At 69.7% G+C, this 22,839-nt stretch carries 22 protein-coding genes; 10 read left to right on the top strand and 12 right to left on the bottom strand.

The annotated features are described in order from the left end of the window. Position 1: 1 nt before the first annotated feature. Positions 2-835, top strand: coding sequence for a hypothetical protein (locus OUA97_RS04875; RefSeq protein ID WP_267230695.1), 834 nt, complete (start codon positions 2-4; stop codon positions 833-835). A gap of 3 nt (positions 836-838) precedes the next feature. Here the strand turns inward: OUA97_RS04875 and OUA97_RS04870 are convergent, their stop codons facing one another. From OUA97_RS04870 to OUA97_RS04860, 3 genes are all read right to left on the bottom strand, one after another. Continuing rightward, a complete protein-coding gene (locus OUA97_RS04870; RefSeq protein WP_267230694.1) occupies positions 839-979 on the bottom strand; it encodes a hypothetical protein in 141 nt (46 codons plus the stop codon). A 113-nt stretch (positions 980-1,092) separates the two neighbouring features. Continuing rightward, the gene (locus OUA97_RS04865; RefSeq protein ID WP_267230693.1) at positions 1,093-3,330 is read right to left on the bottom strand and encodes a patatin-like phospholipase family protein; all 2,238 of its coding nucleotides are present in this window, start codon (positions 3,328-3,330) and stop codon (positions 1,093-1,095) included. Between the two features lie 147 nt (positions 3,331-3,477). After that, on the bottom strand, positions 3,478-4,629 hold the full coding sequence (locus OUA97_RS04860) for an alpha/beta hydrolase family protein (RefSeq protein WP_267230692.1): 1,152 nt from the start codon (positions 4,627-4,629) through the stop codon (positions 3,478-3,480). Between the two features lie 83 nt (positions 4,630-4,712). Between OUA97_RS04860 and OUA97_RS04855 the strand changes: the two genes are divergently transcribed. From OUA97_RS04855 to OUA97_RS04845, 3 genes are read left to right on the top strand one after another with little or no spacing between them, the layout of a single operon-like run. Further along, a complete protein-coding gene (locus tag OUA97_RS04855; protein ID WP_267230691.1) occupies positions 4,713-5,372 on the top strand; it encodes a TetR/AcrR family transcriptional regulator in 660 nt (219 codons plus the stop codon). Continuing rightward, positions 5,369-6,049, top strand: coding sequence for a VOC family protein (locus tag OUA97_RS04850; RefSeq protein ID WP_267230690.1), 681 nt, complete (start codon positions 5,369-5,371; stop codon positions 6,047-6,049). Before OUA97_RS04855 ends, OUA97_RS04850 begins: the two co-directional genes overlap by 4 nt. Before the next feature lie 8 nt (positions 6,050-6,057). Next, positions 6,058-7,311: a hypothetical protein gene (locus OUA97_RS04845; protein ID WP_267230689.1), complete on the top strand. Its 1,254-nt coding sequence runs from the start codon at positions 6,058-6,060 to the stop codon at positions 7,309-7,311. On the opposite strand, the gene OUA97_RS04840 is transcribed toward OUA97_RS04845, so the two are convergent. After that, complete coding sequence (locus tag OUA97_RS04840) at positions 7,308-7,868, bottom strand: HNH endonuclease (RefSeq protein ID WP_267230688.1); 561 nt, start codon at positions 7,866-7,868, stop codon at positions 7,308-7,310. The two genes, OUA97_RS04845 and OUA97_RS04840, sit on opposite strands and share 4 nt — an antisense overlap. A 389-nt stretch (positions 7,869-8,257) precedes the next feature. Next, positions 8,258-9,280 carry a phosphotransferase gene (locus tag OUA97_RS04835; protein ID WP_267230687.1) on the bottom strand — a complete coding sequence of 341 codons (1,023 nt, stop codon included), beginning with the start codon at positions 9,278-9,280 and terminating at the stop codon, positions 8,258-8,260. Between the two features lie 350 nt (positions 9,281-9,630). Between OUA97_RS04835 and OUA97_RS04830 the strand changes: the two genes are divergently transcribed. From OUA97_RS04830 to OUA97_RS04820, 3 genes are read left to right on the top strand one after another with little or no spacing between them, the layout of a single operon-like run. Then, a complete protein-coding gene (locus OUA97_RS04830; RefSeq protein WP_267230686.1) occupies positions 9,631-10,254 on the top strand; it encodes a TetR/AcrR family transcriptional regulator in 624 nt (207 codons plus the stop codon). Between the two features lie 10 nt (positions 10,255-10,264). Continuing rightward, positions 10,265-11,110, top strand: coding sequence for a tRNA glutamyl-Q(34) synthetase GluQRS (gene gluQRS / locus OUA97_RS04825; RefSeq protein ID WP_267230685.1), 846 nt, complete (start codon positions 10,265-10,267; stop codon positions 11,108-11,110). A 1-nt stretch (position 11,111) separates the two neighbouring features. Next, on the top strand, positions 11,112-11,990 hold the full coding sequence (locus OUA97_RS04820; protein WP_267230839.1) for a DMT family transporter: 879 nt from the start codon (positions 11,112-11,114) through the stop codon (positions 11,988-11,990). Here the strand turns inward: OUA97_RS04820 and OUA97_RS04815 are convergent. Continuing rightward, positions 11,987-13,114 carry an aromatic ring-hydroxylating oxygenase subunit alpha gene (locus OUA97_RS04815; RefSeq protein ID WP_267230684.1) on the bottom strand — a complete coding sequence of 376 codons (1,128 nt, stop codon included), beginning with the start codon at positions 13,112-13,114 and terminating at the stop codon, positions 11,987-11,989. The two genes, OUA97_RS04820 and OUA97_RS04815, sit on opposite strands and share 4 nt — an antisense overlap. 115 nt (positions 13,115-13,229) lie before the next feature. Here OUA97_RS04815 and OUA97_RS04810 point away from each other — a divergent pair, with 115 nt between their 5' ends. Continuing rightward, positions 13,230-13,898, top strand: a complete 669-nt coding sequence (locus OUA97_RS04810; protein WP_267230683.1) for a TetR/AcrR family transcriptional regulator — start codon at positions 13,230-13,232, stop codon at positions 13,896-13,898. A gap of 3 nt (positions 13,899-13,901) precedes the next feature. Here the strand turns inward: OUA97_RS04810 and OUA97_RS04805 are convergent, their stop codons facing one another. Both OUA97_RS04805 and OUA97_RS04800 read right to left on the bottom strand, forming a co-directional pair. Further along, on the bottom strand, positions 13,902-14,222 hold the full coding sequence (locus tag OUA97_RS04805; protein WP_267230682.1) for a plasmid stabilization protein: 321 nt from the start codon (positions 14,220-14,222) through the stop codon (positions 13,902-13,904). Positions 14,223-14,283: 61 nt separating this feature from the next. Further along, a complete protein-coding gene (locus tag OUA97_RS04800; RefSeq protein WP_267230681.1) occupies positions 14,284-15,699 on the bottom strand; it encodes a protein adenylyltransferase SelO in 1,416 nt (471 codons plus the stop codon). An 82-nt stretch (positions 15,700-15,781) separates the two neighbouring features. Here OUA97_RS04800 and nhaA point away from each other — a divergent pair, with 82 nt between their 5' ends. Then, a complete protein-coding gene (nhaA, locus tag OUA97_RS04795) occupies positions 15,782-16,969 on the top strand; it encodes a Na+/H+ antiporter NhaA (RefSeq protein ID WP_267230680.1) in 1,188 nt (395 codons plus the stop codon). A gap of 47 nt (positions 16,970-17,016) precedes the next feature. On the opposite strand, the gene bioD is transcribed toward nhaA, so the two are convergent. Beyond that, complete coding sequence (gene bioD / locus OUA97_RS04790) at positions 17,017-17,676, bottom strand: dethiobiotin synthase (protein WP_267230679.1); 660 nt, start codon at positions 17,674-17,676, stop codon at positions 17,017-17,019. Next, a complete protein-coding gene (bioF, locus tag OUA97_RS04785) occupies positions 17,676-18,824 on the bottom strand; it encodes an 8-amino-7-oxononanoate synthase (protein WP_267230838.1) in 1,149 nt (382 codons plus the stop codon). The genes bioD and bioF overlap by 1 nt, the downstream gene beginning before the upstream one ends. Before the next feature lie 49 nt (positions 18,825-18,873). On the opposite strand from bioF, the gene OUA97_RS04780 reads away from it, so the two are divergent. Further along, the gene (locus tag OUA97_RS04780; protein WP_267230678.1) at positions 18,874-20,142 is read left to right on the top strand and encodes an adenosylmethionine--8-amino-7-oxononanoate transaminase; all 1,269 of its coding nucleotides are present in this window, start codon (positions 18,874-18,876) and stop codon (positions 20,140-20,142) included. Between the two features lie 111 nt (positions 20,143-20,253). On the opposite strand, the gene OUA97_RS04775 is transcribed toward OUA97_RS04780, so the two are convergent. Further along, positions 20,254-21,186 (bottom strand): alpha/beta hydrolase, encoded by a 933-nt coding sequence (locus tag OUA97_RS04775; protein ID WP_267230677.1) that lies wholly within the window; start codon positions 21,184-21,186, stop codon positions 20,254-20,256. A gap of 150 nt (positions 21,187-21,336) precedes the next feature. After that, entirely contained in the window at positions 21,337-22,776 is a 1,440-nt protein-coding gene (locus OUA97_RS04770) for an aldehyde dehydrogenase family protein (RefSeq protein WP_267230676.1), read from the bottom strand. Positions 22,777-22,839 lie beyond the last annotated feature (63 nt).

Here is a 22,839-nt window from a genome sequence, read left to right as displayed (position 1 = left end):
GATGATCCGTTCGCTGATCCTGGCCGGGGCGCTCGCCGCCTCGGCCCCCGCCTTGGCCGCCGCCTTGGCCGACGAGGCCGCCGCTCCCGCGCCGTCCCGCACGGCCGAGGTGCTGCGCCGCTACCCGGCCCCCGAGGCGCGGCAAGGCGTGGCGGTCGACGCCGGGCACGTCTACGCCGTCGCCAACTCGACCATCGCCAAGTACGACAAGAAGACCGGCGCCAAGCTGGCCGAGTGGAAGGGCGATCCGACCCGCTACCCGCACATCAACTCCTGCGCGGTGATCGCCAAGGAGCTGGTCTGCGCCAGCTCGAACTTCCCAGCCGTGCCGCACTGGAGCGCTGTGGAATTCTTCGATCCGGCGACCATGAAGCACCTGCGCACGGTCGCCCTCGGACCCGGCCGCGGCTCGATCACCTGGGTCGACCGCAAGGACGGCGCCTGGTGGGCGACGTTCGCCAACTACGACGGCAAGGGCGGCGAGGCCCCGCGCGACCACCGCCACTCGGTCCTGGTCCGCCTCGACGACGACTGGCGTCAGACGCAGAGCTGGAGCTTCCCACAGTCGGTGCTCGACCGATTCAAGCCGATGAGCTCGTCGGGCGGCGCCTGGGGTCCTGACGGCAAGCTCTACATCACCGGCCATGACCACCCGGAGCTCTATGTCCTGGCCCTGCCGACCGAAGGCGGCGCGGTGCTCGACCACCTGGACACCATCGGCGTCGCCACCGAAGGCCAGGCCATCGACTGGGACGAAAGCGACCGCGGCGTGCTCTACGGCATCAGCCGCGCCGGCCGCGAGATGGTCGCCCAGCGGGTCCTGCCGGCGAAATAGACCTCAGGGCTGCGCCGCCGGGGCCTCGCCCGGCGGCGTCCCCGTCACCGGATCGGCCGCCTCCTTCGGGCTGGTCAGGAACACCACGACGAACACCGCGAACGCGAGGGCCAGGATCCACAGGATCGCCCGATGGCCGTCCAACCGCGAGCGCGGCCGCGCCTCCGCCCGATCCCCGTCCTGGGTATGTCTAGCCTACGCCATGACGGTCGCTGCCTCCACCGAGGCAACCGCCCGCCCCGCGGCGGGGTTCCCCTTCAGAACGGCTTGCCGATGAAGAAGTAGAGGGCCGTGCGCCCGTCGTCGGCGGCCCCGGCGGTGATGAACACCGGGCCGATCAGGGTGTCGGCCGCCAGGAACAGGTTGACGCCCACGCGCAGATCGTCGGCCTGCGCATCGCCATGCCGCGCCCAAGCGTTTCCGACCGCCAGCGTCGCTCCGGCATAGAGCGGCACGCTCATCAGGCTCTGGGAGCTGTCGGTGAGCTTGTAGCGGTACATGCCGCGCGCGACCGCGAAGGTCTCGCCCGTCAGCTCCTCGACCGAATAGCCGGGGAAGCTGAACGGTCCGCCCAGGGTGAACAGCGACGCCAACGGCAGGTCGCCCTGGACCGTATCGCCGCCGGAGACATTGAAGTTGAGGGTTTGGCGTCCCCAGCTGACGGCATAGAGGCCATCCAGCCGCAGGGTCTGGAAGCCGGTCGGACTGCCCAGCGCCTCCAGACCGACGTTCCACTGCAGCCGCCCGCTCATGCCGCGACTGGGGAAGTACGGATTGTCCAAGGTGTCGGCGCCGGCGGCGAAGGCCAGCTGTCCCCAATCGAGGTCGACGTCCCTCGGCGTCAGCTCGCCTTCCTGCAGCGAGGCCGATCCGGTCCCGAGGTCGACGCCGGCCCGCAACTCTCCGATCGTCCCGAACTGCCGTCCCAGGGCCAGCGAGAGCAGGCCGTAGGAGGCGTCGTACTCGCCCAGCCGGAAGCCGGTGTCGTTGTAGACCTTGATCGGGCGCTTCTGCACCGAGCCCATCACGTCCACGAACCAGCGCTGGTAGCTGTCGAGCACCTTGAAATACTCGGCCGAGAACAGGGTGCGCTCACCGAGCGCGCCGACGAAGCGCGCCTCCGAACCGTAGCTGTCCAGCTGCACCAGCCGCAGTTCGGCGGAAAAGTCGAACTCCGTGCCGCTCTCGCTGGAGGCGGCGATGGCGACGCCGGGGCGCAGCCGGTTGGCGTCGCCGGGCCGCTGAACGGCGTTGACCACTAGGCCGGTCCGCCCGTCCGCGCCCTCCTCGATCCGGTAGTCGACACGGGAGAACATGCCCATGGCGTAGATGTCGCGCATGGCCGTCCCGACCTCGTCAGGCGCCATCGGCTTGCCGACGAACGGCTCGACCCGCCGCAGGAGGATCTTGTCCGAAAGCCGGGAGTCGTTCTCCACCTTCACGTAGTCGATGTTCGGCGGCGGCTTGGCGATGCTGATCGCCGGCTGCGACGGGCCAAGCGCTGCGATGCGCTGCAGGCCGGCGACCTGCTTCTCGGACGCGGCCTTGCCGATCGCGATGAACTCCGCGCCGCGCTTGAAATCCGCAGCGGTCAGGTCGCCGGTGTTGACGCTGATCAGCACGTCGCCAGGCTTCAGCGTCGCCAGCTGCTGGCGTTCGTTGGCGAGGATCAGCATGGTGACGGTCTGGCCGAGAATCCCGCCGAGGCTGCGCAGTTGGTCGGCCGGCAGCATCGGCGTCTGGGTGGCCACGACGATGACGATGTCGGCCCCCATCTCGCGCGCGACGTCGATCGGCACGTTGTCGGACATCCCGCCGTCGACCAGCAGTCGGCCATCCAGGCTATAGGGCGCGAATACGCCGGGCACCGACATCGAAGCGCGCATCGCGCCGGCCAGCTCGCCGCGATCAAGCACCACCTTCTTGCCGGTCTCGATGTCGGTCGCGACGGCCCGAAACGGGATCGGCAGGTCGTCGAAGGTGGGGACGGCGGCGCGCATCCGCACCAGTCGGCGAAGCTCGAGCAAGAGGTTGGCGTCCGAGATCAGCGCGTCGGGTCTGCGTAGCCGCGCACCGGCGAGTCCCACGCTGGCCTTGACCGGAAACGCGGCCTGCAGCTGCTTCTCGCGATAGGTGAGCCCCTCGCGCGGCGGCGAGGCGTCGAAGATCAGATCCCAGTCCATGGTTTCGATGGCGTGCTCGAGCTCGGCGCCGCTCATGCCCGAAGCGTAGAGGCCGCCGACGATCGACCCCATCGAGGTTCCGACCACCATGTCGGGCCGGATGCCGAGGTTCTCCAGCGTCTGGATGGCGCCGACGTGGGCCATGCCCATCGCCCCGCCCCCCGACAGGACCAGACCGATCTTCGGCCGTGTCGGCGGGGCCGCTTCCTGGCCAAAGGCCGGGGCGATCCAGACCCCGAGCCACATCACGCCCAGCATGCAGCTGAGGATGATCAGGCGTTTGACGAGCGCAAGTGCATCCGCGACGGACATCGGGGCTCACCCTGTCGGCACAGCGATGGCGCCCATCGCGAACTGACGGCCTGCGCGCCAGTCCGCGGAGGCCTTGGATGCTCAGGCTACAGGCCGACGTGCCGCCGGTGGCATCGGGCGAAACCCCGAGACGTCGGAAGCGAACGCCTAGAAGCCCCGCGCGTCCAGCCACTCTCCGATCGCGGTCGTCGCCCGCGGCAACAGGTCGGGGCGCTCGGCGTAGTAGTGGTCGGCGCCCTCGATATGCACGAGACTCTTGTCGGCCGAGGCGGTGGCGTCGAACAGGCGCTGGGCATGGCTGGGCGTACAGGCGAGGTCGGCGGTGTTGTTGACCACCAGCACCGGGCAGGAGATCCGCCGCGCATTGACCACCCCGTTGGCCCGGCTCTCGTCATAGCTCCACTGCGACAGCCACGAGCGCAGGGTGGTGAAGCGGCCCAGCCCCACCGGCCCGTCGTTCACGATCTTCGGATCGCCGAGATAGCAAGTGTGCGGCCGGCGGTCGGACGGGTCCTGGGTCGGGTCGGTCCAGCGCACGTCGCTCATCGTGCCCTGCACCACGAAGCAGCGCTCGGCGTCCGGATCGCCGGCCGCCTTCAGCTCGGCGAGCTGGGCCTTGGCCCAGGCGGTGATCCGGCGGTTGCGGTCGATCTGCGCCTGTCGGAACCGCTGCACGAAGGCCTCGGAGTACGGCGCCGTCTCGGGAAACGCCGGATCGTAGAGGTTGAGGCTGGGATCGCGCTCGAACGGGCGGGTCTCGTCGAGGATCGAGGGGTCGAGCCACTCGGTCATGGTCACTGAGCGGCTGATGTGCGCGGCCAGCAGCAGGACGCCGTCGGCCGGCTGCAGCCCGGCCCCGACCAGGTCGACCTCGTCGCCCGCCGGCGTGTGGGTGATGGTCGGGGTCTGCGCCTGGTCCTGATAGAACAGCGACAGCGACCCGCCGCCGGACCAGCCGCCCAGCACCACCTTCTCGTAGCCGAAGCGGGTCTTCAGATCGGCGATGCAGGCCCCCAGGTCGAGGACGCACTTCTCCATGATCAGCGCCGTGTCGTTCCCGCGATAGCGCGGGTTGCAGTAGACGACGTGCCGCCCGGCGCGGGCCAGGGCCGAGACCAGCGGCAGGAACGAGCCGCCGCCGACCGGGTGGCTGAACAGGATGACGGTCTTGGACTCGCCGACGTCCGGCCGAACGCGCATGCATTCGACGAACACCTGGCCGGTGGGCCCGCCATAGACCTCCTTCAGCCGGCTCTTGTCCGCGTGGACGAAGCCATAGGCCTCCCGAACGACCGCCATCTGTCCCTCCCCTGGGGCGCGGCTTGTGGCGCCCTCAATTTCTGACTACAAAATCAGAAAAGCTGATTACAGAGTCAATCGTCATGCCGCACGACGGTGAATGGGCCGCGACGACCAAGGGCGAAGCCACCGCCGCGCGCATCCGCGCGGTCGCGCTGGACCAATTCTCGCAGCTGGGCTTCGAGCGGGTGACGATGGGCGGCATCGCCAAGGCCGCGCGCGTGTCGCAGCCGGCGCTGCACTATCACTTCGAGGACAAGGCCCACCTCTGGCGCAGCGCCATGCTCGGCCTGCGCGCGGTGATCCAGGAAGAGGAGCGGCTGATCGAGGCCGCCGCCGACGCCCCGCCCCTGACCCAGCTTCGGGTCGCCATGCGCCTCTTCCTGCAGATCAGCTGGAAGCACCCGGCGCTGGGGCGGATCGTGGCGCTGGAAGGCATGGCCGGGGGCGAGCGGCTGGATTGGCTGGACCGCCACCTGCTCGGCCCGCGCAACCGCCGGCTGGCGGCTATCGCGGCCGAGGCGGTCGCCGCCGGCGACCTCCTGCCCTACCCGCCCGAACAGATCGTGGTGACGCTGCAGACCGCCGCGGCCGGGGTGATCAACCTGGCGCCGATGATGCGGACGACCTTCGACTGCGACGTCGCCGCCGCCCGCGAGATCCACGACGAGATGATCCTGGAGGCCGTCCTCGGCGGCTTCCTGACTGAAAAGGGCCGCAGAGCCCGGGAGGAAGCCCAGTGAGCCAGCAACCCAACGGCATTCACCACCTCGCCTTCATGGCCGCGGACATCAAGAAGCACATCGCCTTCTTCTCCGAGGTCATGGGCTGTCCGCTGGTGGCGCTGTTCGACATGCACGGCGTGCCCGGCGGGCTGCACGCCTTCCTGCGCCTGAACGACCATTGCTACTTTTCGATCGTGCAGCTGCCGGCGGTGGCCGACATCCCGATCGAGCTGGGCCGCACGCACGCCGGTTCCGGCGCCCTGCCCAGCGCCGCGGGCACGCTGCAGCACCTGGCCTTCGGCGTGGAGACGGAAGCCGACCTCCTGGCCATGCGCGACCGCATGCGCAGCAAGGGCGTCAACGTCATCGGCCCGATCGACCACGGCATGTGCAAGTCGATCTACTTCGCCGGCCCCGACCAGATGACGCTGGAGGTGGCGACGTCGGAAAAGACGCTCGACCCCGCCGCCTGGATCGACCCGGCGGTGCTGGCCAAGGCCGGCATCTCGGACGCTGAGGCCGCCCGCTTCAAGGCGCCGGCCGCCTATGACGGCCCCTCCCCGGTGCCGCAGCCGCCCTACGATCCCGCGATGCCGCACATGGTCTATCCCAAGGCGGTCTACGAGCAGCTGCTGGCCACGCCCGACGAGGTGCTGACCAAGATGGCCTCCTACACCGCCCCGCCGGTCGCCTGAGGCCGGCCATGAGCTATGACAGCATCGATCCGCCGCTGGCCGACCGCCGCATCCCGACGGGCGGCGACTTCCTCTCGGCGCAGGCGCTCGCCGAACTGACCCCTGAGTTGCTGGTGCAGCGGATGAAGGCGCTGGCCCCGCGGATCGCCGCGGCCGCGGCGGACGCCGAGCGCCTGCGCCGCCCGGTCGACGAGATCTGGAACGCCCTGCGCGCGGCCGGCTATTTTTACCAGTTCGTGCCCAAGGCGTTCGGCGGGCTGGAAGTCACCATCGACCAGTTCGTCGACATCAGCCTGCCGGTCGCCGAGGCCTGCCCCTCGACCGGCTGGGCCGCCTCGTTCTGCGCCGAGCACAACTGGTTCCTGTCCCACTTCCCACAAGAGACCCAGCAGGCGCTGTTCGGCGGCGACTATCCCTATGTCGTCGCCCCCGTGGTCAGCGCCCCGCCCGGCAAGGCGGTGCGCGTGCCGGGCGGCTACAAGATCACCGCCCATTGGAAATGGGGCACCGGCGTCATGCACGCCGACTGGATCGTCGGTAGCGCCCTGCTGACCGGCGACGAGGGGCCGCCGCGGCTGCTGAGCTGCCTGCTGCCGGCGGGAGACGCCCGCGTGCTCGACACCTGGCGGGTGGCCGGCATGGTCGGCACCGGCAGCAACGACATCGTCGTCCAGGACCTGTTCGTGCCCGAGGCGCGGACCGCGCGGTTCGATCTGATCGCCGCCGGCCGAGGGCCCGGCTCGCGCGGCTATGCGAACCCGATCTACAGCATGCCGATGCTGCCGTTCCTGGCGATGACCGCGGCGATCTCGGCGGTCGGGGCGGCGCGCTGCGCGTTGGCCGCCTATCGCGAGCGGCTGGCCGGCCACGTCCGCATGGGGGGGCTATCCAGCCAGGGCGACAAGCCCGCCGCCCAGATGCGGCTCGGCCGTGCCGCCGCCATGATCGACGCCGCCGAGGGCGTCATCCGCCAGGCCGGGCGCGACAACGTCGCGGCCGGCGCGCTGGAAGGCGACGAGCAGGTGGCCGAACGAGTGCGCACCCGCGCCCTGATCGCCTACGCCGTCTCGATCTGCCGCGAGGCCGTGGCGCTGCTCGGCGAATCCGCCGGCTCCAGCGCCCAGATGCTCGACCAGCCGTTCCAACGCTCGGTGCGCGACCTCAACGTGCTGTCGAGCCACGTCGTCTTCGACGTCGACACCGCCAACGAGCTGCACGGCCGCAGCCTGATCGGCCTGCCGCCGAACTCGATGCTGATCTAGGCCTCCAGCTCAATGTCCCAGTAGAGGTAGTCGAGCCAGCTCTTGTGCAGGTGATGCGGCGGGAACCGGCGGCCGCGCTCCTGCAGCTCGTGGGCGCTCGGGCGGCGCGGCGTGTTGAACGGGTGCATGTGCGCCTCGTGCGGAGTGCGCCCGCCCTTCATCAGATTGCAGCGCGCGCAGGCCGTGACGATGTTTTCCCAGGTCGTGCGCCCACCGCGCGAGCGCGGCACCACATGGTCGAAGGTCAGGTCCTCGCCGGCCGTGCAGTACTGGCAGCTGAAGGCGTCGCGCAGGAACAGGTTGAAACGGGTGAAGGCCGGCGGCCGATCCTGCGGCACGTAGTGCTTGAGCGACACCACGCTGGGCAGCTTCATCGCGAAGGATGGAGAGTGGACTTCCTGATCGTAGGTCGAGACGACGTCGACGCGATCGAGGAACACCGCCTTGATCACCTCCTGCCACGGCCAGAGGGACAGCGGATAGTAGCTGAGGGGACGGAAGTCCGCGTTCAGCACAAGGCAGGGCCAGCCGGACGGCGGGTGGTTAAGCACCTGCATGGTCGGCCCTCCGGGCGGGGGCGGTCCCCCCTATGTCGTACGCGTAGAGACTGAAGACAGGCCCCCTTTCGCGATCCGAGCGCTCGGCGAATCGCCCACTGGGGGAATTCCCGTAGCCAGGGAATTATAGGCCGGTTTTTGAGACAGCTCCATGAAATGAAGCTCGGCGGCCCCATCCGCACGCGCAGCTTCCGGCGGACGGGGCGCGCTGCCCAAGCATCAGGCGCCGACGACGGCGGTGGCGCCGGCCAGGCCCAGGCTGATGGCGACGAACACGACGCTGACGCTGGCGTCGAATATGCGGCCGAGTTGGCTGAGGATGGTCATGATCTGCACTCCCTTGGTTGATCCGGGGCGGCGGCGCCGGCCCAGGTCCATCTGGACGATGTTTAGATAAGCCGAAATCTAAACGCGGCCAGACCCGGCAAGGGCTCGCCGGTCAGGAAGCCGCTCAGATAGACCCGCCCCAGGGCCTGCGCCGTCTCGGGCGTGCCCGGGGCAAGCCTGCCGGCGATGATCGCCCGCCGCACGTCGGCAGGGTCCGGCGCATCGACGGCGGAGGCCGCAGCCGCCGCCGGTCCGATGTCGAGCAGGAAGCAGGCCATGTAGAGACGCGCGAGCGACCGGGCCAGCTCGAGCCGCCGCCGATCGGTCGCGTTCGGCGACCGGCCGAGCCAGGCCTCCAGCAGGCCAGCCTCGAACGCAGGGCCGGTCGCCAGGCTGTCGAGCATGATCGCGACGTCGACGAAGGGATCGTTGCGGTAGGCTGACTCCCAGTCGATCAGCCAAAGCCGCTGGCCGTCGAACAGGATGTTCCCGCGATTGGGGTCGTTATGGCTCGGCGCCAGCGACGGCGGCTCGTCCTGCCGCGCCAGCCGGATCGCCGCGAGACGCTCACCATAGGGGTCCAGGACCCCGGCGACGAAACGCCCAGAGGCTACGAGACCTGCCAGCCGTCGTTCCATCAATTCCAGATAGTCGACCAGCGGCGGGAACGCCGGACCGGACTGGACCCGACGGACAAGCTCGCCGAGCGCCTGCGCCAGCGCCAGCTCTCCTCCTGGAAACGCCTCCAATGGCTGCGCTTCGACGAAGTCGGTCACCATGACCCCAGACGTCTCGTCGAGACGGCGAATGGCCGGGGCGATTCCGGCCTCGGCGGCCAGCCGCGCGCATTCGTGCCGATGTGGATTGCGCGGCAAGCCCGGAAGCTCGGCGCCCTCCACCCGCAGCAGATAGCTCCGCCCCTCGATCTCGGCGCGGAATATTGCTGCGCCGGACGCACCGCCCGATACCGACGAGAGGCTGGATATCGATCGGCGGCCGGCCACCTGTCGCAACGCCGCGCGCGCCGCCTCCTGGCGATCAGTCGCCAGCGCGCCGAACATGTCGCCAAGTAGATCGCGAGACATCCGCCCCTCCCCGAGACAGGATAAGGCCCTGCCCTTAGAGGATGGCGCAACAAAAAGGGGGCCGAAGCCGGCCCCCTTTCGACACTGACTGGAAGGTCGGCCGTTACGCGCCGACAGCGAGCGTAGCGCCCGCAAGGCTGACGCTCAGGGCGATCAGCACGACCGGCGCAATGCGGTCGAAGAGACGTTCGAAACGATGGAAACGAGCGAGAGACATCACACACACCTTCCAAGTTGGAACCCTCGGGGGAGCGAGGGTTTTGTAATTTGAACACCGCTAAGATAACAGCGATCTGAACGCCGTCAAGATGATCTTTACGGCGTCCAGATTCAGTTTTAGAGTGACCGCCATGAGAGAAGCTGCAGCCGCCGACAATCGCCCCTACCACCATGGCGACCTGCGCCGCGCGCTGATCGACGCGGCCCAGCGCCTGCTGGAGTCCGAGGGCCCGACGGCGCTGTCGCTGCGGGCCGTGGCGCGCGAAGCCGGGGTCAGCCCCGCCGCGCCCTACCACCACTTCAAGGACAAGAGCGACCTGCTCGAGGCCGTCGCCCACGAGGGGTGGGACCTGCTCAACGATCAGATGACTAAGGCCCGCGCCAGCCAGACCTCGGTGCGCGACAAGCTCACCTCGCTCGGCGTCGCCTATGTCCGCTTCGCCCGCGACAACCCGGCCCTCTATCGGGTGATGTACGACTGCTCGCGCGACAAGGACAGCCTGCCCGAGCACGTCCACGCGCAGAACGACAGCGCCTACTGCCAGGTGCGCGACACCCTGATCGAGGCCGGCGCCGGCCCGATGGACGAACAGGAACTCGAGCTGGCCACCACCGCGGCCTGGAGCGCGGCCCACGGCCTGGCCGAGATGTTTTCCTTCCGGCAGTTCGACCACCTGAAGGAGGCGCTGGGCGGCGACGACGCCTTCCTGCGCGGCGTGTTCGAGCACATGGGCATTTTCGGCAAGCAGGGCTAAAGCTGACCGGGTGTTCGTCACCCGCTTCGCCCCCTCGCCGACCGGCTACCTGCATCGTGGCCACGCCTTCTCGGCCCTGACCGCGTTCGAGGTCGCGCGCGCCGCGGGCGGGCGCTTCATCCTGCGCATCGAGGACATCGACGTCACCCGCAGCCGGCGCGAGTTCGAGGACGCCATCTACGAGGACCTCGACTGGCTCGGCATCGCCTGGGAAACCCCGGTCCGCCGCCAGTCCGAGCATCTCGACGACTATCAGGCCGCCCTCGCTGCGCTCACCGCCGACCACCTGACCTATCGCTGCTTCCGCACCCGCAAGGAACTGGCCCAGGCCGCCGCCACCGCCCCGCACGGGCGGGCCGAGACCTTCCGCGGGGGGCCGCTGCCGCCGCCTGAGGAGGCCGAGCGCCTGACCGCCGGTCAGCCCTTCGCCTGGCGGCTCTCGCTCGACGCCGCCGAGCAGGCCCTAGCCGGCCGGCCGCTGAGTTTCGTCGAGGAAGGCGAAGGCCCAGGCGGCGAGCATGGGACCATCGCGATCGATCCCGGCCTGGCGGGCGGCGACGTCGTGCTGGCGCGCAAGGACGTCGGGGTCGCCTACCATCTGGCCGTTGTGGTCGACGACGCGCTGCAGGGCGTCACCCACGTGATCCGCGGACAGGATCTGTTCGAGGCCGCGCACGTCCAGCGGCTGCTGCAGGCCTTGCTCGACCTGCCTACGCCCATCTATCGCCATCATCGCCTGTTGACCGGTCCCGATGGAAAGCGCTTCGCCAAGCGCGACCACGCCGAGACGCTGCGCGACCTGCGCGCCCGCGGCGTCAGCCCCGGCGAACTGCGAGCGGAGATGGGTTTTGACTGAGATGACGGCCTCGCGCGACCGCGGCCAGGCCCAGGCGCTGGCGGTGCTGGTCGCCGGCGCGGCGATCATCGGTCTGGCGCCGATCCTCGTGCGGCTGGCAGACGCTGGCCCGGCCGCGGTCGGCTTCTGGCGCGTGGCCTTCGCCATGCCGCTGCTCGGCCTGATGGCGCTGCGCACCGACGGCGGGGTCGGACGCCCCAACCGCTTCGCCCTGCTGGCGGGCCTGGCCTTCGCCTGCGACCTCGGCTTCTGGCACTACAGCATCCACTTCACCTCGGTGGCCAACGCCACGGTGCTGACCAACCTGACGCCGGTGGTGGTCACCGCGGCGGCCTGGATCTTCCTCAAGCAGCGCCCCGCCAAGCTGTTCGTCGCCGCCGTGACCCTGGCGGTCGCCGGCGCCTGGCTGATGGCGGTCGGGCGCGGCGCCCACGCGCCCGGCGCCAACCCGCCGCTGGGCGACACCTTGGCGCTGACCACGGCGCTCTGGTACGCGCTTTACTTCCTGGCGATCAGCGCCGCCCGCCGCAGCGTCGGCGCCGCGCGGGTGATGTTCTGGTCCAGCGCCGCCAGCGCCCCGCTGCTGCTGGTCGCCGCGCTCGTGATGGGCGAGAATGTTCTGCCGCTGACGCTCGGCGGCTGGGGCGCGGTCGTCGGCCTGGGGGTCATGCACGTCGCGGGCCAGGGCTCGATCGCCTGGGCGCTTGGCCGGCTGCCGGCCGCCACCGCCTCGGTGGTGGTGCTGATCCAGCCGGTGGTCGCCGCCCTGCTCGGCTGGCTGCTGTTCTCCGAGGCGCTTGGCCCGCTGCAGGCGCTGGGCGGCGCCATCGCCCTCTTCGGCGTGGTCCTGTCCCAGGCCGCCTCGCGCCGACCCGCCTAGGCGCCCATCTGGGCCAGCCACCACTGGTTCATCTGCCAGATCGATCGCTCCAGCGGCGAGAGCCGGCCCTGCCCGCTCGCCGGTGCGTTCAGGCCGCGCCAGACGAGGTCGTTGACGGCGATGTCCTCAGCATGGATCGCCGCCGTCGCCTGCTCCAGATGCGTAAGCACGTCGTCAGCCCCCTCCATGTCGAGCACATGGCGCGGAACGCAGACGTGGATCTTCAGCACGAAGCGGTCGCCCGTCATGGGCATGACCTGGTACCAGGCCATGCCGTCGCCATGCATCGCGAACATGAAGTGCGGGAAGGCCACCGCCGCGAACAGCGCCCCGGCCTGCCAGTCCGGCAGGCCCTGGACCAGCCGCGGACGGCCAGGGTCGGGCGCCGCCGCCGGCATGTGCAGGATCGACCAGGGCCCGTCATTGTCGGGGACCGATGAATCCCGCGCATGAAACCCCGGCTCCAGGGTCTGCGCGTGGGCGGCCAGATGGTGGTAGGCCTCCATGAAATTCTCGACGAGAACCTTCCAATTCCAACCGCTGTCGTAGGTGAGGGTTCGCGCGACCACCATGTCGCCGATGCCGAACGCCTCGAAGTAGCGGCGCAGGCTCTCGACCTGCGGCGCGAAGGGCGGCGCCTGCGGGTCGAGATTGGCCATCACGAAGCCTTCCCACACCTCGCTGCGGAACTGGGTGAGACGACAGTCGTCGGAGGGGAAATCCCTCGCCCCCTCCATCAGCGGCGCGGCCGCCAGCCGTCCTTCGGTATCGTAGCTCCAGGCGTGATAGGGGCAGGTGAACAGCTTCCGCCGCCCCGTTCCCTGCGCGACCGGCGCGGCCCGGTGACGGCAGACATTGGCCATCACCCGGAACGTCCCGTCCAGGCCGTGCACCAACAGCACCGGCTGGCCGGCCAAGTCCATGGCGATGAAGTCGCCGGGCTCAGGGACCTGGTCCACCCGCGCCAGCGGCGACCAGCTGCGCCGCAGGATCCGCTCGGTCTCCAGCGCATGGATGTCCTGACGCACATAGGCGGCGGCAGGCAGCGTCCAGGCGTCTTCCAGCGGCCGCCGCGACCGCGCGATCTGCTCGGCGCTGAGGCCGGGCAATGGGCTCGCTTCCATCTCGTCGCCTCCCTTGGCGTTGTCGCTCGATACGTCGCCGAAGGACCGAGAGTCAATTATTTTGATCGGTCGTTTTAAATTGGACGAACCACGCCGTCGGGAGTATGGAATCTCCATGACGCCGACGCCCGCCCGTCGCCCCGTCGGCCGCCCGCGCGGCGACGGGCGGCCCCACCTGACCCGCGACGAGGCGCTACTCGCCGCCGCGCGGCTCATCAGCGCCGAGGGCTACACCGGCGCCAGCATCCGCATGATCGCCCAGGCGCTGGGCGCGGCGCCAGCCTCGCTATTCAATCTGTTCCCCAACAAGGACGCGCTGCTGAACGAGCTGGTGGTCTATCTCGCCGCCCCTTCGCTCGATTTCTACGCGCGCCTGACGGCCCTGGCCCTCCCGCCCGACGTCGCGCTGTTCAAGAGCCTGTTTGAGGAAGCGGCCCTCGTCGCTTCGGTGGACCGGACGTTGCCGGCGATCTTCTACCTGCCGGAACTGCAAAAGCCGCAGTTTGGGCCGGCGCAGCAGGCGCGCGCGGCGCTGGTCGCTCACTACCGGCGGCTGATCGAGGCCGGGTTGGCGAATGGAGCGCTGCAGTGCGACCTGCCCGATCTGGCCGCTGAACAGATGCTGCAGATGAGCGAGACCAGCGTCCTGGCTATGCTGCCGGCCTCGCCTCAGGCGCAGGCCAGGGCGAGCGCCCGCTTCGCCCTGCGCGCCCTGCTCGCCGATCCGGCGCGGCTCGACGCGGTCGAGGCCCAGGCTTCGCGGGTGGATCTGACGATCCTCTAGTCCTCAATGCGCCGCATGATGCTCGGCGTTGCGCTTGCGGGTCGCCGCGGCCTTCTTGGCCGAAGCCGAGCGCTCGGCGGCCGTGCGGCCAGCCGAAGCCGCCCCGCCCTTCCGACCGCCCTTGTGCGCGGCCGGATGATCGGTGTGCTTGCCGCGGCCCGAACCGCCCGGCGCCTTGCCGCCGCCGTCGTCCTTGTTGACGGTCGCCCAGGCCCGGCGCTCGGCCTCCTTCTCAGGCACGCCCCTGGCTTCGTAGCCTTGCGCGATATGATCGGCCTTGCGTTCCTGCTTGCCTGTGTACTTCGACTTGTCTCCGCGAGGCATGACGAACACTCCTCTTGCTGAGGCAGGGGCAACCCGGCGCGACGTCGATGGTTCCCAGCGCCTAGCTCAGCGCCCAGGCGGTCCGCGCCGCGTCGATGGCCGCCAGCTTGGCTTGGAACGCGCTCCAGTCGTCCCGCTCTGCGATGTCCGCCCAGATCGCCTCGATCTCGTCGATCAGCAGCTCCTGCGGCTCAGGGGTTGCGAAGTACGGATCGGCCAGCCGCTCGGGCCGTTCGGGCGCAAAGCCTTTCACCAGTTCGCGGAACTCGGCGAAGTCCTCGCCGCCGTAGATGTCGCCGCGCACGCTCGCCAGCGCCCGGGCCTCGTCGCCGCAGAACCAGTCGAAGAAGAACGGCTCCCAGCGCAGGCGCTCGCCGCCCTGGGCGATCGCCTTGAACGTGGCGTTGGCGAAAGCCACCTCCCTCGCCTCCTCGCCGCGTTGCAGCCCCAACCGGTTCAGCAGCGCCCCGGCCAGTTCATGCCGATAGCGCGGCCCAAATCCGTTCAGCGCCGCGATCAGCGGCTCGTCGAGACTGACCTGCGCCAGGCACCCGGCCAACTGCTGCAGGTTCCAGAACACCGCCTCGGGCTGGCGGCCGAAGCTGTAGAGCCCGGCGGTGTCGAAATAGGCGGCCGTGAAGTTCGGGTCGTTGTGCGGCAGGAACCGGTAGGGGCCGTAGTCGAAGCTCTCGCCGGTGATGTTCATATTGTCGGTGTTCAGCACCCCATGCACGAACCCGGCCGCCATCCAGCGCGCCGTCAGCCGCGCCGCGCGTCCGGCCACGGCCTCCAGCAGCGCCGCCCCCTTGTCCGGAGCGTTCCCCAACTCCGGGTAGTAGAGCTCGACCACATGCTCGACCAGACGCGTAATGGCGGCCGTGTCCTGCAGGTAGGCCTGGCGCTGGAAAGTCCCGAACCGGACGTGGCTGTGCGAGAGCCGCACCAGCACCGAGGATCGGGTGGGACTCGGCTCGTCGCCGCGTATCAGCTGCTCGCCGGTCTCGATCAGCGAGAACGAGCGCGAGGTCGGCACGCCCAACGCCTCGAGCATCGCCGTGGCCAGCACCTCGCGCACCCCGCCCTTCAGGGTCAGCCGCCCGTCGCCGGCCCGCGACCATGGCGTGGTCCCCGAGCCCTTGGTTCCCAGTTCCAGCAGGCGCCCGGTTCCCGCCTCGCGCAGCTGTGCGAAGGTGAAGCCGCGGCCGTCGCCTAGGTCGGGGTTGTAAATGCGGAACTGATGGCCGTGATAGCGCATGGCCAGAGGCGCGCTCAGCTGCCCCGGCAGCGGCGCGAAGCGGCCGAAGTGGGCGACCCACTCATCATCGGTCAGTTCCCCCAGGCCGATCGTCGCCGCCGCGCGATCGTTGCGGAACCGCAGCGTCGTCAACGGGAAATCCGCCGCCGCGACGGGATCGAAGAACGCGGGACCCAGGTCCTGCACATGCGGTTCGGGGCGGTAGGCGGCTGAGACGGGCATGCCCCTCAGATGCGCGATCACATCGACGCCAGCAACGTCCGATTGACGTGTTTCACCAGCGCCGCCCGTGGTAACCGGAGCCATGGCGCGCAGACTGACACTAGATTTCCTAAAGACCGAGACCGCTTCGGGGGTGATCCTGACCACGGCGGCGCTGCTGGCCGTGGCCTTGGCCAACTCGCCGTGGGCCGATCACTACTTCGCCTTCATCAAGCACGAGATCACCATTCAGATCGGCGCCTTCCACGAGGCCAAGCCGGTCTACAAGTGGATCAAGGACGGCTTGATGGCGATCTTCTTCTTCGTCGTCGGGCTGGAGATCAAACACGAGATCCTGCGCGGTGAGCTGTCCAATCCCCGCCGCTTGGCCCTGCCGGTGCTGGCGGCGCTGGGCGGCATGGCGGCCCCGGCCGGCGTCTACCTGCTGCTCAACCTCGGCGCGGGCGGTGCGCCCCAGGGCTGGCCGACCCCGACGGCCACCGACATCGCCTTCGCCCTCGCCGCCCTGGCCGTGGCCGGCCCGCGCCTGCCCTCGTCGCTGCGGATCTTCCTGCTGACCCTGGCCATCGCCGACGACCTCGGTGCGGTGGCGCTGATCGCCATCCTCTTCACCTCCGACGTCAACATGTACGCCCTGGGCGGGGCGGCCGCCTCCATCGCCCTGATGGCGCTGATGTCGAAGTGGAAATCGGCCCCTTATCTGTTCTACGCGGCCTGCTTCGCGCTCGCCTGGGCCTTCTGCCTGAAGAGCGGGGTGAACACCTCACTGGCCGGGGTCGCCGCGGCCATGACCGTGCCGATCGACCCGCGCAAGCCGGGCCACGAAGGGCCGCTGAAGCACTTCATGGAGAGCCTGCACCCCTATGTCGCCTACCTGATCCTGCCGCTCTTCGCCTTCGCCGCGGCCGGGTTCTCGTTCCAGGGGCTGTCGCTCTCGACCCTGGCCAACCCGGTGCCGCTGGGCATCGCCATGGGCCTGTTCGTCGGCAAGCAGATCGGCGTCTTCGGGTTTTCCGCGGCGGTCATCGGCCTGAAACTCGCCCGCCGCCCCACTGGCGCCAAGTGGCTGGAGCTCTATGGCGTCTCGCTGCTCTGCGGGGTCGGCTTCACCATGAGCCTGTTCATCGGCGGCCTGGCCTTCGACCCGAACGACACCCTCGCCCAGACCGAGGTCCGCATGGGCGTCATCGCCGGTTCGGTCCTATCGGCGCTGGTCGGCATGGGCGTGCTCGCCTACGCCCAGCGCCAGCGCAACGAGGCCAACGACTAGCGTCCGTCCGCCGCCGCGCAGCAGAGCGCCGCAGGCCGAAAGCGGCCTCAGACCAGCTCGCTCGCCCAGGCCTCGTCGTCCCGCGCGGCGGCGATGATCTTCACCTCGCCGGCGAAGGCGGCCACGCTGTCCACCGTCTGGGCGAAGTCCGGCGCGTCCGGCTCGCCGCTCTGGCTGATCACCACCGCGGCGATCGGCAGGCCGCGCGCACGCAGGGTCTCGATCGCCGTCAGGGTATGGCTGATCGCGCCAAGATAGGATCCGCCGACCACCACGCTGGGCAGGCCGAGCGACACCATCAGGTCCAGGCCCGTGCCGTCTTCGGCCATCGGCGACATCACCCCGCCGGCCCCCTCGACCAGCATCAGGTCCGCGGCGCTGGCCGCCAGCCCGGCCCGGCAGAATTCGGTCAGGGTCGAGATCCGCAGGTCCACCTCCTCCAGCCGCGCGGCCATCGGCGGCGACAGTGGGGCGGTGAAGCGCAGCGGCGCGATGGCGTCCAGCTCGGCCAGGGTCAGCGGCCGCCCCATCGCCGCCAGCAGCCGCCCCGGATCGCTCTGCGCCCAATCAGCCTCGTCGATCCCACTCACCGCCGGCTTCAGCGCCGCGACGCTCAGCCCCTTGGCCCGGGCCGCGCGCAGCATGGCGCAGGCGACATAGGTCTTGCCGACGTCGGTATGGGCGCCGGTTACGAACAGCTGGCGCATCAGGCCTCCATCAGCGGGCGCACCGCCGCCGCCAAGCGATCGATCTCTTCGTCCGGATGTCCGGCGGTGAACGCCACCCGCAGCCGCGCCGTGCCGGCCGGCACGGTCGGCGGGCGGATCGCCACCACCAGGAAGCCCTGCGCCTCCAGCGCCTGCGCAGCCGCCAGGGTGCGGCCCGCCTCGCCCAGCACGATCGGCACCACCGCGCTGGTCGCCGGCGGCAGGTTCAGCGCCCGCGTGAAGCGCCGCGCCTTGGCCAGCACCGCGGCCACGCGCTGCGGCTCCGCAGCGATCACGTCCAGCGCCGCCAGCGCCGCGGCCGCGTTCGCCGGCGGCAGGCCGGTCGTGTAGACCACGGTCCGCGTGCGGGTCTTGATGAAGTCGATGACCGGGGCGCTGGCGCAGACATAGGCGCCGTAGCCGCCCAGCGCCTTGGAGAAGGTGCCCATCGCCAGGTCGACCTTGGCGCCCGGGAACATCGCCGCTGTCCCGCGCCCCTCGCCGACGACCCCCAGCCCATGCGCGTCGTCGACCAGCAGCCAGGCGTCGTGCGCCTGGGCCAGGGCGCTGATCTCGTCCAGCGGCGCGACGTCGCCGTCCATCGAGAACACCCCGTCGGTGGCGATCAGCGCCCGCCCGGCCTCGCCGCGATAGGCGGCCAGCTTGGCGGCCAAGTCGGCGACGTCGTTATGCGCGAACGGCACGATCTTCGCCCGCGACAGCTGCGAGCCCGACCAGATGCAGGCGTGGGCCAGGTCATCGATCAGGATCAGGTCGCCCTCGCCGACGACGGTCGGGATGATCCCCGAATTGGCCAGGTACCCCGAGCCGAACACGCAGGCGGCCTCTGCGCCCTTCAGCGCCGCCAGCCGCGCCTCGAGCTCGCCGAAGATCGGGTTGTCGCCGGTCACCAGCCGCGAGGCGCCCGATCCGACCCCGTGCTCCTCGACCGCGGCGAGCGCCGCGGCCTTCACGGCCGGATGATGCGACAGGTTCAGATAGTCGTTGCACGAGAACGACAGCAACCGCCGCCCATTCCGTTCGACCCACAACCCATCCATCCGGCGGGTCGGGACCAGGGTGCGCTTCAAGCTGCGCGCCTCGAGCGCGTCGAGCTTGGACTGGGCGAAAGCGGTCAGGCTGTCCATCACGGCGCGCGGTATGCACGAGGCCGGCGTTCGGTTAAAGCCACGGCTCATGACTTTCCCGACACCGGACTGGCTTACCCAAGGCGCCCGCAACGTCTGGCGTCCCTATTGTCAGATGAAGACCGCGCCGGCGCCGCTGGCGGTGGCCCGCACGGAAGGCGCGCGGATCATCCTGGAAGACGGCCGCGAGCTGATTGACGGCATCGCCTCCTGGTGGACCGCCTGCCATGGCTACAATCACCCGCACATCCGCGCGGCGGTGACCGCGCAGTTGGAGCGCGCGCCGCACGTGATGTTCGGCGGCTTGGCGCACGAGCCGGCCTATCGCCTGGCCTCCCGCCTCGCAGACCTGCTGCCCGGCGACCTGAACCACGTGTTCTTCGCCGAGAGCGGCTCGGTCTCGGTCGAGATCGCCATGAAGATGGCGCTGCAGTACTGGATCAACCGCGGCGTCGCGGGCCGCACCCGCTTCCTCAGCTTCCAGGGCGGCTATCACGGCGACACCCTGGCCACGATGACCATCTGCGATCCGGAAGAGGGCATGCACAGCCTGTTCTCCGGGGTGATGCCGTCGCAGATCGTCACCGCCCTGCCGGTCGATCCGGCCTCCGAGGCCGCCCTCGACGCCCAGATGGGCCAGAAGGCCGGCGAGATCGCCGCCATCATCGTCGAGCCGCGCATCCAGGGCGCCGGCGGCATGCTGTTCCATTCGGACGAGGTGCTGCGCACCCTGCGACGGCTGGCCGACAAGCACGACCTGCTGCTGATCTTCGACGAGATCTTCGTCGGCTTCGGCCGGACCGGCGACCTGTTCGCCTGTTCCGGCTCGGGCGTGACGCCCGACATCGTCACCCTGTCCAAGGCGCTGACCGGCGGCACCCTGCCGCTCTCGGCCGCCATCGCCCGCAGCAAGGTGTTCGAGGCCTTCTGGTCCGACGACGCCGGCGCGGCCCTGATGCACGGCCCGACCTACATGGCCAATCCGCTGGCCTGCGCCGCCGCCAACGCCAGCCTCGACCTCTTCGAGACCGGCCAGTGGAAGGTCGATGTCGCCCGCATCAACGCCGCCCTGGCCTCCGGGCTAGAACCCTGCCGCGCCGCGCCCGGCGTCGTCGACGTGCGCACCTACGGGGCAATCGGCGTCGTCGAGTTCGACCGCCACGTGGAAAGCGGCCCGCTCTGCATGGCCTTCGCCGAGCATGGCTGCTGGATCCGCCCGATGGGCAAGGTCGTCTACCTGACTCCGCCCTACGTCACCATCGACGCCGAACTGGCCCAGCTCACCGGCGCGATCCGCAAGGTGCTGCTGGGCCTCTAGTTGCTCCCCCGCTGGAGGAGCTGTCAGCAAAGCTGACTGAGGGGACCGCAAGTCAGCAGGCCCCCTCCGTCTCGCTTCGCGCGCCACCTCCCCCAGAGGGGAGGAACTGGCCTACCCCACCGCCGCCTTCAGCGCCGCGGCGGTTTCCTTCACCGCCTCATGCACCGCCGGCGAGACGTCGGGCATGACGTAGAAGTCGTGGATCAGCCCCGGATACTCGACGTGGGTCGCCGAAACACCGGCCTCGGTCAGGCGGCGGGCATAGTCGCGGCCCTCATCCTTCAGCGGATCGAACCCGGCCGTCACCACCAGGGCCGGCGGCAGGTCGCCGCTCAGCTTGGCGCCGCCCAGGAAGGCGCGGCCCGACTGCGCATGGCCGATCGCGGCCAGCGACTTGTCGAACCAGGCCAGCGCCGCCTTGGTCAGGATCGGTCCGTCGAGTTCCTTGCGCGAGGCGGTCTCCACCTCCGGCCAGATGCCTGGATAGAGCAGCAGCTGGAAGGCGATCTTGCGGGCCGGGTCGTTCTTCAGGTCGATGGAGACCGAGGCCGCCAGGTTGCCGCCGGCCGAGTCGCCGCCGACCGCGATGCGCTTGGGATCCATGCCCAGTTCGGCGGCGTGGTCGAACGCCCACTTGGTCGCCGCCAGCGCGTCGTCGTGGCCGGCCGGGAAAGGATGCTCCGGCGCCAGCCGGTAGTCGATCGCCAGCACCCGCACGCCGGCCAGCGAGGCCAGTCGCCTGCAGTGGCCGTCATGGGTCTCCAGGTCGCCGATGGTGAAGCCGCCGCCGTGGAAATAGACAAGGCCGCCGCTCGGGGTCTGGGCGCCGGCCGGGATGTACAGCCGCGCCGGGACGGGACCGGCCCCGCCGCCGACCTGCAGGTCCTTGGTCGTAACGTCCTGCGGCGGGTTCTGGTCGGTCGCCTTGCGCTGCATCTGGTAGCCCATGCGGATCATGGCGGGCGGCACGGCGTCCAGCGGCGGGGCGTTCGCGGCCTGCTCGGCGGCGGCGTTGATCATCGCCTTGAAATGGGGGTCGAGCATCTGGTCCTTCCTAATCGCTGCGCCGCGCGCGGCGCCGGCCCTCTCGGATCGGGGCCGTTGAAATGTCTTATGAAAACGGGCCGGCAAGATTGTCTCTCGCCGGCCCGTCTCAAGGATGATCCCTTCCTTCAGGAAGCGGTGTCGTCGTCCTTACTCAGCGGCTTCCTTCGGCGCGTAGCCCAGGACGGCCTTCACTTCGAGGAACTCGTTGAAGGCGAAATCGCCCCACTCGCGCCCGTTGCCGCTCATCTTGTAGCCGCCGAACGGCGCCATCAGGTCGCCGCCGCCGCCGTTGATCGACACCTGACCGGCGCGCAGCTTGGAAGCCACTTCGCGGGCCTTGGCGAGATCGGCGGCCTGAACATAGGCGGCCAGGCCGTACTCGGTGTCGTTGCCGATCTGGACGGCTTGGTCGAGGTTCTCGTAGCCGAGGATCGACAGCACCGGGCCGAAGATCTCTTCCTTGGCGATGGTCATGTCCGGGGTCACGTTGGCGAACACGGTCGGCTTGACGTAGTAGCCGACGTCCAAGCCGTCCGGACGGCCGACGCCGCCGGCGACCAGGGTCGCGCCCTCGTCGATGCCGGCCTGGATCAGCTTCTGGATCTTGTTGAACTGGACTTCCGAAACCACCGGCCCGAGCTGGCTGTTGCCGTTCGGATCGCCGACGGTGATCTGGGCGGCCGCCTCCTTGGCCACCGCGATCGCTTCGTCCATGCGCTTCTGCGGGACCAGCATGCGGGTCGGGGCGTTGCAGGACTGGCCGGAGTTGGTCATCACCGTGGCCACGCCGCGGCCCACGCCCTTGGCGAAGGCGTCGTCGTCCAGGACGATGTTCGGGCTCTTGCCGCCCAGTTCCTGCGCCACGCGCTTGACGGTCGGGGCGGCGTTCTTGGCCACCTCGATGCCGGCGCGGGTCGAGCCGGTGAACGAGATCAGATCCACGTCCGGATGGCTCGACAGCGGCACGCCGACGCCGACGCCGTCGCCTTGGACCAGGTTGAACACACCGGCCGGCACACCGGCGGCATGCATGATCTCAGCGAAGATGTGACCGGTGAACGGCGCCACTTCCGACGGCTTCAGCACCATGGTGCAGCCGGTCGCGATGGCCGGGGCCACCTTGCAGACGATCTGGTTCAGCGGCCAGTTCCAGGGGGTGATGAAACCGCAGACGCCGATCGGCTCCTTGACGATCATCGTCGGGCCGCGGTCCTCGGTGAACTTGTAGTCCTTCAGCACGGCCACGGCGGTGCCCAGGTGGCCCATGCCGATCGGAACCTGCGCGCGCTGGGCCAGGCTGGCCGGGGCGCCCATTTCCTCGGTGACCGCGACGGCCAGGTCGCCGAAGCGCTTCTGGTACTCGGCCAGGATGCGGTTCAGCACGTCCATACGCTCTTCGCGGGTGGTCTGCGACCAGGTCGCGAACGCCTTGCGGGCGGCCTTCACGGCCTTGTCCACGTCGGCCGCCGAGCCAAGCGAGATCTTGCCCGCCACCTTCTCGGTCGCCGGGTTGATGACGTCGAGCGTCTTGGGTTCGACCGGATCGACCCATTGACCGTCGATATAGAACTGCAGGTACTCGCGCATGACGTCCTCCCGGAGGCGTTCGTTGGATTATTGGCGCGCCGACGAGGTCCCCCGACGGCTTCA

This window comes from Phenylobacterium sp. 58.2.17, from assembly GCF_026411515.1.
Classification (GTDB): Bacteria; Pseudomonadota; Alphaproteobacteria; order Caulobacterales; family Caulobacteraceae; genus Phenylobacterium.
This window is presented reverse-complemented; position numbering and strand designations above follow the sequence as displayed.